This is a genomic window from Reyranella soli (assembly GCF_007992495.1).
GTDB lineage: Bacteria > Pseudomonadota > Alphaproteobacteria > Reyranellales > Reyranellaceae > Reyranella > Reyranella soli.
In genome coordinates, this window is the sequence record NZ_BKAJ01000156.1 from 18772 (window position 1) to 27805 (window position 9034).

8 protein-coding genes and 1 pseudogene are annotated in these 9034 nt (G+C 66.4%); all 9 read left to right on the plus strand.

Translation table 11 applies throughout. The annotated features are described in order from the left end of the window. Positions 1–16: 16 nt before the first annotated feature. The 9 genes and pseudogenes from RSO01_RS36970 (at position 17) to RSO01_RS37010 (ending at position 8957) form a co-directional block, all read left to right on the plus strand. The gene (locus RSO01_RS36970; RefSeq protein WP_147155623.1) at positions 17–1156 is read left to right on the plus strand and encodes an FAS1-like dehydratase domain-containing protein; all 1140 of its coding nucleotides are present in this window, start codon (positions 17–19) and stop codon (positions 1154–1156) included. A gap of 39 nt (positions 1157–1195) precedes the next feature. After that, positions 1196–2158, plus strand: a complete 963-nt coding sequence (locus RSO01_RS36975) for a Bug family tripartite tricarboxylate transporter substrate binding protein (protein WP_147155624.1) — start codon at positions 1196–1198, stop codon at positions 2156–2158. Between the two features lie 52 nt (positions 2159–2210). Further along, the gene (locus tag RSO01_RS36980; RefSeq protein ID WP_147155625.1) at positions 2211–3224 is read left to right on the plus strand and encodes a TRAP transporter substrate-binding protein; all 1014 of its coding nucleotides are present in this window, start codon (positions 2211–2213) and stop codon (positions 3222–3224) included. An 11-nt stretch (positions 3225–3235) separates the two neighbouring features. Further along, on the plus strand, positions 3236–3748 hold the full coding sequence (locus RSO01_RS36985; protein ID WP_147155626.1) for a TRAP transporter small permease subunit: 513 nt from the start codon (positions 3236–3238) through the stop codon (positions 3746–3748). Between the two features lie 9 nt (positions 3749–3757). Continuing rightward, a complete protein-coding gene (locus tag RSO01_RS36990) occupies positions 3758–5059 on the plus strand; it encodes a TRAP transporter large permease (protein ID WP_170303648.1) in 1302 nt (433 codons plus the stop codon). 30 nt (positions 5060–5089) lie between these two features. Next, entirely contained in the window at positions 5090–5410 is a 321-nt protein-coding gene (locus RSO01_RS36995) for a hypothetical protein (protein WP_147155628.1), read from the plus strand. Between the two features lie 12 nt (positions 5411–5422). Next, a pseudogene (locus RSO01_RS37000) lies at positions 5423–6826 on the plus strand (UGSC family (seleno)protein); the annotation flags it as partial. Next, on the plus strand, positions 6823–8043 hold the full coding sequence (locus RSO01_RS37005; protein ID WP_147155630.1) for a hypothetical protein: 1221 nt from the start codon (positions 6823–6825) through the stop codon (positions 8041–8043). The pseudogene RSO01_RS37000 and the gene RSO01_RS37005, both read left to right, overlap by 4 nt. An 11-nt stretch (positions 8044–8054) precedes the next feature. Then, positions 8055–8957 carry an NAD(P)/FAD-dependent oxidoreductase gene (locus RSO01_RS37010; RefSeq protein WP_170303649.1) on the plus strand — a complete coding sequence of 301 codons (903 nt, stop codon included), beginning with the start codon at positions 8055–8057 and terminating at the stop codon, positions 8955–8957. Positions 8958–9034 lie beyond the last annotated feature (77 nt).

A 9034-nucleotide genomic window follows, 5' to 3' on the forward strand; every position in this document is an offset into this window, starting at 1 on the left:
GGAAGAAGGAAAGATCATGCTGAATACCGCCCAACGCTCGTTCCCCAAGATCACCGAGAACGGACTGGACGAACTGCGCAAGCGCATCGGCGTCAAGATCGGCGTGACCGCCGAGCCGTGGTGCTATGAGGCCACGCGCGACAACATCCGCCATTACGCGCACGGCATCGGCGACGACAATCCGCTGTGGTGCGTGCCCGAGTATGCGGCGAAGACGAAGTACGGCGACGTCATCGCCCTGCCGAGCTTCCTGTTCGCGACCAGCCGTATCGTCTCGGGCTATGTCGGCGGTCTGCCGGGCGTGCACGCCATGTGGTCGGGCGCCGACTGGACCTGGCACAAGGTGGTGCGGCGCAACGACGTGATCTCGACCGAAGCCTGGCTGAAGGACATCGTAGAGCACCAGACGCGCTTCGCCGGCCGCGCCGTGCAGCAGATCTATCACGTCAATTTCTTCAATCAGCAGGGCGACCTTCTGGCCGAAGCCGACAGCTGGTGCTTCCGTACCGAGCGCGACCATGCGCGCGAGGAAGGCACCAAGTACAAGGACGTGAAGGCCCGCGCGCCGCGCCGCTACAGCCAGCAGGAACTCGACAAGGCCTATAAGCTCTACGCCGAGGAGAAGATCCGCGGGGCCACGCCACGCTACTGGCAGGACGTGACCGAGGGCGAGGCGCTGCCGACCATGCTCAAGGGCCCGATGACGGTGACGGGCTTCATCGCCTACGCCCAGGGCTGGGGCGGCCTCTATATCCGCGCCAACAAGCTCGCCTGGAAGCTGCAAGACGCCCATCCCGGCCTCGGCATCGCCAACCGCTTCGGCATCCCCGACTGCCCCGAGCGCGTGCACTGGGAGGAGGAGTTCGCCCTCGAGGTCGGCGCTCCCGGTGCCTACGACTACGGCCCCGAGCGCTGCTCGTGGCTCACCCACCATCTCACCAACTGGATGGGCGACGAGGGCTTCCTGCGCCGCGCCACCTCCAAGATCCGCCGGCACAATCCCGAAGGCGACATCCTGTTCATCAACGGCACGGTTAAGCGCAAGTACGTCGAGGACGGGCGGCATCTCGTCGAGATCGAGCAGGTCGCGCGCAACCAGGACGACGAGTTGTCGATCCTGGGCACCGGCGTGGTGGAGCTGCCCAGCCGCTCATAAGCCTGCCGCCGACAAACAAAGACAAAAGGAGAGGAAACGATGAGAGTATTGACGGCTGCGGCCGCCCTGTTGGCGGGTCTGCTGAGCTGCACTGCGGTGCAGGCACAGACCTACCCCAACAAGACGGTGAAGATCATCGTGCCCTACCAGGCGGGGCAGGGCACGGATGTGGCGACACGCTACTTCGCCGATCAGCTGACCAAGGCGCTGGGCCAGACCTTCTACGTCGACAACAAGCCCGGCGCCGGCGGCAACATCGGCACCGAGGCGGCGGCCCATTCGCCAGCCGACGGCTACACGCTGTTGATGGGTACCAACGGCACCCAGACGATGAACGAGTTCCTGTACGCCGCGCCGGGCTTCGATCCGGGCAAGGATTTCACGCCGATCATGCTGGTCGGCCTGCTGCCCATGGTGGTCGCGGCCAATCCGTCGTTCCCCGCCAACTCCGTGGCCGAGCTGGTCGCGGCCGCCAAGGCCAAGCCCGACAAGATCGACGTGGCGCTGCCCAGCACGACGGCGCGGCTGGTCTTCGAGCTCCTGAAGGAGCGTACCGGCGCACCGTTGTTCGGCGTGCCCTACAAGGGCTCGGCAACGGCGATCACCGAGGTGATGGGCGGCCAGGTTCAGACGATGGTCGACACGGTGACCGCGCTGCGCGGCCATGTGACGTCGGGCAAGCTCAAGGCACTTGGCATCACCACGCTGAAGCCCAGCGAGCTGCTGGCGGGCGTCAAGCCGGTGGCCGAGCAGGGCGTGCCGGGCTTCGAGACCACGGGCTGGGTCGCCCTGTACGCGCCGCGTGGTACGCCCGAGCCCATCATCGCCGCGCTGAGCAAGGAGCTCACCCGCATCCTGATCGAGCCCGAGACGCGCCAGCGCCTGCTGCAGATCGGCCTCGATCCAGTGGGCGGCACGCCGGCCAGCCTCGCCGAGTTCGAGAAGAGGGAGCGGGCCAAGTGGGGTCCGGTGATCAAGGCCGCAGGTCTCAAGGGAGAGTGACGGTCGTTCGAAAAACAAAAACGACTGAGGAAATGCAAAAAGGGAGAAGACGATGCACAAGATGATTGGCCGACGCCCGATCGTGATGGGTGTGCTTGGAACCGCCGTCGCGAGCGGTCGCGCCTGGGCGCAGTCGCCCACCAAGTGGGACCTCTATGTCGTGACCGGAGTCACCCATCCGATCACGCTGCGCTACAAGGAGTTCGCCGAAGAGGTGAAGAAGGCGACCAACGGCAAGCTCGAGATCGTGGTGCGGCCGGCCGGAGAGTTGCCGTTCCGCGCCACCGAGGTCGTCAAGGTGGCGGGCGACGGCCAGGTGCAGCTCGCCGAGGCCTACATGGGATTCATCTCCGGCACGGTGCCTCTGGCCTCGATGACCAGCCTGCCGTTCCTCGTGCGCAACGCCCAGGAGCTCGACAAGGTCTGGCCGATCATCGACAAGTTCACGGCGCCGCTGTTCGCCAAGGCTGGCGTGAAGAATCTCTTCTATCACACCTGGCCGATACAGAACGTCTTCGGCAAGGGCAAGCCGATCCGCACCATCGAGGACTTCAAGGGACGCAAGATCCGCTCGACCGACGGCAAGCAGGCCGAGATGTTGAAGCAGCTCGGCGCCTCGTCGGTCAACCTGACCACGGCGGAGGTGCCGGTCGCCATGGAGCGTGGCGTCGCCGACGGCTTCATCACCGCGGGGTTCAACGTGGTCGGCGCCAAGTGGTACGAGTTCGTGCAATGGGGCTGGCTGGGCGACATCCATATCGGCGGGCCCGACTACACGTTCGTCAACATCGCCGCTTACGAAAAGCTCGACGCCGACACGCGCGCCAAGCTCGATGCCGTGGCCAAGGACTACGCGCCGCGCTTCCGCGCCGCAAACCTGGGCGACGAGACCAAGGACCTCGAAACCCTCAAGACACAGTACAAGGTCGACCTCTTCGTGCCGCCCAAGGAGCAGATCGACGCGCTCATGGCCAAGATGCGGCCCTACTGGGAGCAGTGGTCGGCGTCGCAGGGTGCCAACGGCACGGCGATGCTCAAGGAGATCCAGGCCGCCCTCGGCAAGTGACGGGGACACTCATGCAACCTTCTTCCCCGGAAGCGCCGTCGCGCGGCGCGCTCGGCCGCTGGGTCGGGCGCGTTGCCTGGGCCTGCGGCGTACTGGCGGCTATCGCCGTCGTCGCGATCCTGGTGATCGTCTGCGTCGAGACGGTGCTGCGCCAGTTCCAGGCCTCGCTGATGGTGACGGACGAGATCGCGGGCTATCTCAACGCCGCTGCGATCTTCCTCGGTCTGGCCTGGACGCTGCGCGAGGGCGGCTTCATCCGCGTCGAGCTCCTGTACGACCGTGCCATGGGGCGCCTCAAGCAGGCGCTGCGCTGGCTGATCGTGCTGACGGCAACCGCCTTCACCGCGATCACGCTGTGGGTGTGCATTCAACAGGTGATCTACGCCGTCGACCGCGACACCCGCGCCGTGTCGATCATCGATACGCCGGAATGGATCCCTCAATCAGCGATGGTGCTGGGGCTGGCGGTCCTGCTGCTCCAGCTCGTGGCCTGGCTCGTCGATCGCGTCCGGCACATTCCCTGAGCGATGACCATGAGCCTGGAACTTCTGACCATGATCCTGGTGGTAAGCCTTGCCATCATGTTGATGGCCGGCCAATGGACGGCCTTCGCGCTCGGCATCTGCGGCGTGCTGGTGCTCTATCTCAGCAAGGGCTGGCTCGGGCTGACCGCGCTGTCGTCAGTCGTCTGGAACAACGCCAACAGCTACATCCTGATCGCCGTGCCGATGTTCCTGCTGATGGGCGAGATCATCCTGCGCAGCGGCGTCAGCACCTACTTCTACCGTGGCGTCGCGGTGCTGATGGGTCGCCTGCCAGGCGGGCTGCTGCACGCCAACATCGCGAGCTGCGCGGTGTTCTCTGCCGTGTCCGGCTCGAGCGTCGCGACAGCCGCCACGGTCGGCACCGTCGCCATTCCCGAGATGTTGTCGCGCGGCTACGAACCCAAGGCCGTGTTCGGGTCGCTCGCGGCGGGCGGCACGCTCGGCATCCTGATCCCGCCCAGCATCGTCATGGTGCTGTACGGCGCGCTGGTCGAGGAATCGGTCGCTCGCCTGTTCATGGCGGGCGTGCTGCCCGGCCTGCTCATGGCCGCCATATTCATGGTCTTCATCGCCGGCCTGCTGCTGATGAAGCCGTCCTATGCGCCGCCGCCCGACGCCCCATCGGGCAAGTCGCGGACCAGCGAAGCGGTGCATGTCTTTCCCGTCCTCGGCCTGCTGGTCGTGGTGCTGGGCAGCATCTATTCCGGCATCGCCACGCCGACCGAGGCGTCGGCGCTGGGGGCGGCCGGCGCCATCGTGCTGGCCGTCGGCTACGGCAGCTTCACGCGCAAGGTGTTCACCGAATCGCTGATGGCCACCGTCAAGACCACCTGCATGGTGGCGCTGATCATCATCTGTGCCCAAATCCTGTCGACCGCGCTGACCTATTCCGGGGTGAGCCGAACCGTCAGCGAATGGGTGATGGGGCTGGGGCTCGGCAAGTGGCAGTTCTTCCTGGCCTTGGTCGTGCTCTACCTCGTGCTGGGCTGCTTCGTCGATGGCGTGTCAATGATCTACATGACCCTGCCCGTGCTGCTGCCCGTCGTGAAGGCGTTCGGCTTCGACCTGATCTGGTTCGGCGTCATTCTTACGGTGCTGATCGAGCTGGGCCAGATCACGCCACCGGTGGGCCTGAACCTGTTCACCATCCATGCCATATCTGGCGGTGCGAAATTCTCCGAGGTGGTGGCAGGCTCGGCCCCTTACGTGGCGCTGATGCTGCTCGTTATTCTCATGCTCTGCCTGTGGCCCGAGATCGCGCTGTGGCTCCCGACCACGATGCGCGGCTGATCTGAACCGAATGTGAAGGAGGAAGATGCCATGACCCGACGCAACAGCGGTGCCTATGCCGTGGTATGGCCGCGCAGCGCCAAGGCGGTGGAGATCAAGCCGCTCGCCAAGCGGCTGGATACGATCGAGGGCAAGACGATCGCCTTCCTGTGGGACGACCTGTTCCGCGGCGACGAGATCTGGCCGATCCTGAAGCAGGAGCTCGGCAAGCGCTTCACGGGCGTCAGCTTCATCGACCACGATGAATTCGGCTCCACGCATGGCGACGAAGAGCATCGGGTGCTGAGCGAACTGCCGGGGAAGATCAAGTCGATGAACATCGACGCGGTCGTCTCCGGCATGGGGTGTTGAGGAAGCTGCACACCCGCCGTGTTGCGGGTCAGCGCGATAGCAGAACAGGTCGGCGTCCCGACCTCCTCGCTTTGCTGCGAGGGTTTCCTGGGCCAGGCCAAGACGACCTCGGTGGGGCTGGGCTATCCCAACCTCGCGCTCGCGACGGTGCCGGGCCATGTCGACGTGCAGACGTCGGACGAGCTGCGCACCAACGTGCTCGGCACGACGGTCGAGCACGTGATTCGCAACCTCACGGGCGAGATCGCCTCGGTGCAGGCCGTGGCAGATCCCGATCCGCAGGATATCGTGTTCGAGGGCAGTTTCGAGGAGGTCAATCGCCTGTTCCTCGAGAATGGCTGGAGCGACGGTCTGCCGATCGTGCCGCCGACCAAGGAGAAGATCGCCGAGTTTCTGTCCTTCACCGATCTTCCGCCCGACCACGCGATCGGGAAGCTCCTGCCCGACAACCGCATGGCCACGGTGTGGAACGTCGCGGTCAACGGCGTGATGGCGGGCTGCCGGCCAGAGTACATGCCGATCCTGGTCGCATTGGCCGAGGCGATGGCCGATCCGCAGTACGGCGTCGAGCACTCGGGCAACACGCCGGGAGCAGAGACGCTGATCGTGCTGAACGGGCCGTTGATCAAGCAGCTCGGCTTCAACTACGAGCAGGGCGCGCTGCGCGACGGCTTTCAGCCCAACACCTCGATCGGCCGCTTCTGGCGCCTCTACCTGCGCAACGTCGCGGGCTTCCTGCTGCACCAGAACGACAAGGGCACGTTCGGCAACACCTGGCGCGTGGTGATGGCGGAGAACGAGGACAGCCTGGCCAGGATGAAGTGGCCCACCGTCGCGGCCGACATGGGCGCGCCGGCGGGGGAGAGCGCCGTCACCATATCGCGCTTCACCGGCGGCAATGTCATCGTCTCGGTGTTCGGCGACAGTGCGGAGAAGCTGCTGCCCTATCTCGGCAATGCGCTGGCGACGCATTCCGGCTGGGAAGTGATCTTCACCGTCGGCATGGCGACCGGCACTTACCGGCCGTTGCTGGTGTTGAGTCCGCTGATCGCCGAGACTATCGCCAAGACCATGACCAAGCAGGACGTCCAGAACTGGCTGTTCGAGAATGCGCGCATGCCGGCGCATCTCTTCGAGAAGTACCTGTGGGGCTGGACCAACCTGGTGCCGGGCAAGCGTACGCTCAACGACTGGGTGCGACTCGGCAAGATCCCGAAAGTCTTCGCCGGCAACGATCCCAACCGGCTGGTGCCGGTCGTGACCAAGCCGGAGCACATCATGATCGCGGTGTCGGGCGATCCGCTGCGCTCGAACTGCTATCTGTTCGTGCACAACGGCATGCTGGGTTTCCCGACGACCAAGGGTGTCAAGCTGCCGAAGGGCTGGCGGATGAAACTGAGCGAAGCGCAAGGATGAGTGAGGACGGCAGCCTCTGGATCGTGCTCCCCACGGGCCAGCAGGCTGCCGGCGGCTGGATCGACGACACGCTGAAGCAGCGCGCGGCCGAGCAGGGGCTTTCAGCCAAGGTGCCGCTCGCCGCCGACTTCCCGCGTCAGCGCATCGAAGTCGTGCGCGGACCGCGCGCGGAAGATCGCCTGCAGGAGCTGTTCCTGCGGCGTGGGTGGAGCGACGGCCTGCCGGTCGTGCCGCCGACCGTGGCGCGGGTGAAGCAGGCGCTGGCCTTTACCGACCGCGTTCCGACCGAGGTGCTGGGCGAGGTCGAGCCGCTGAAGGGGCTCGCCACCGTCGAGAAGGTCGCGGCCAATGCCGTGATGGCGGGCTGCCGGCCGGAGTACCTGCCGGTGGTGCTGGCCGCGGTCGAGTGCGTGCTCGATCCCGACTTCAACATGCGCGGCGTGCAGACGACGGACGAGAACGTCACGCCGATGCTGATCGTCAACGGGCCGGTGGCGCGCGAGCTCCGCGTCAACGCGAGCTTCGGCGCGCTGGGGCCCGGCTGGCAGGCCAACGCAGCGATCGGCCGCGCGCTGCGACTGGTGATGCACAATATCGGCGGCGGCTGGCCGGGTGCGGTGGCCTTCGCCGGTCTCGGCCAGCCCGGCCGCTACACGCTCTGCCTTGCCGAGAACGAGGCGCAGAGCCCCTGGGCGCCGTTGCAGCCCACGAGCGCGGTGACGGTGACGCGGGCCGAGAGCGTGATCAACGTCACCGGCTTCCTGCCCGAGATCGCGAGCGTCATGGGTACGGCGGCATCGGGCTTCGGCATCCTGTGGAGCGGCCGGCCGACGGTGCTGATCGCTCCTGCGGTCGCCGCCGACTGCGCGCGCCGTGGCATGAGCAAGGACGACGTGCGGCGTTATCTGTGGGAGCACGGCCGCTGGCGGCGTGAGGATTGGCAGAAATCCTGGCTGACCGAGCGTATCGTCGCCGGTCGCCGCTGGCCGGACTGGGTCGAGGAGGCGGCTAAGGTGGGCGACATACCCGCTGCGCGTTCGCCCGAAGACATCGTGCTGGTCGTCGCAGGCGGCGACATTCCGATCCCGCAGAACGCCTATTGCCCCTCATGGGGTTTTCCGCCTGCCTGCATCACCCGCGAGGTGCGCCTGCCGGCGGACTGGACGACGCTGCTCGCCGACGTGCGCGAAGCCGCGGCAGCCTTGGTCGAGAAGTAAGGAGTAGGGACGTGGCGAGTTTCGATATCGCGGTGATCGGCGGCGGCATCGCAGGCCTCACGGCAGCCCATCATGCAGCGCTGGCTGGCGTTTCGGTGGGCCACTTCATCGCGGACGGCATGCCCGGCGGCCTCGTGATGAACGTCGGCGCGCTCGACGGCTGGCCGGCCGCCGGCGCCGTGGGCGGCGCCGAACTGGCGGCGGGCCTGCTCGGTCGCAACGAGGAACTTGGCGTCTCATTGGTGCCCTCGCGCATAGAGTCAATCCAAGCCAAGACGCTGAGCGGTTCGGACGGTACGTGGCGGGCCAAGCAGGTGATCGTGGCCACGGGCGCTTCGCTGCGCACGCTCGATGCGCCGGGTGCCGAACGGCTCGCCGGCCGCGGCGTGTCGCAATGCGCTTGGTGCGACGGTGGCCTCTACCGCGACGCCGAGGTGGTGGTGGCAGGCGGCGGCGATGCCGCCCTGTCCGAGGCGATCCATCTGGCCGAGTTCGCGCGCTCGGTGACGATCGTCACACGCGGCGAGATGTTCCGCGCACGACGCAGCTACGTGTCGCGCGTCGCCGACGACGAGCGCTTCAAGCTGCGCTGGGCGAGCGAGATCGTCGAAGTCCTGGGCGACAAGGGCGTCGAAGGCGTGCGCGTGCGCGACAACGAGTTGGGCAGCGACGAGGTTGTGGCCTGCAATGGCTTGTTCGTGTTCGTCGGCTTGGCGCCCAATGCCGGCCTGCTGTCGTCAGATGTCGCTCGCGACGAGCGTGGCTTTATCGTCACCGACGCCAACTTCGAGACGGCTGCACCGGGTGTGTTCGCTGTCGGCGCTGTTCGCTCGGGCTACGGCGGCCGGCTGACCCAGGCGGTAGCTGAGGCCACGACTGCGGCCGAACGCGCGGCGGCTCGCTGCGACGATTAGGATCGACGAAGTAAACGCAGCTCATGTTCCTCTCCCCCCGCTAGGGGGAGAGGCTAGGTGAGGGGGCTTCGAACGTC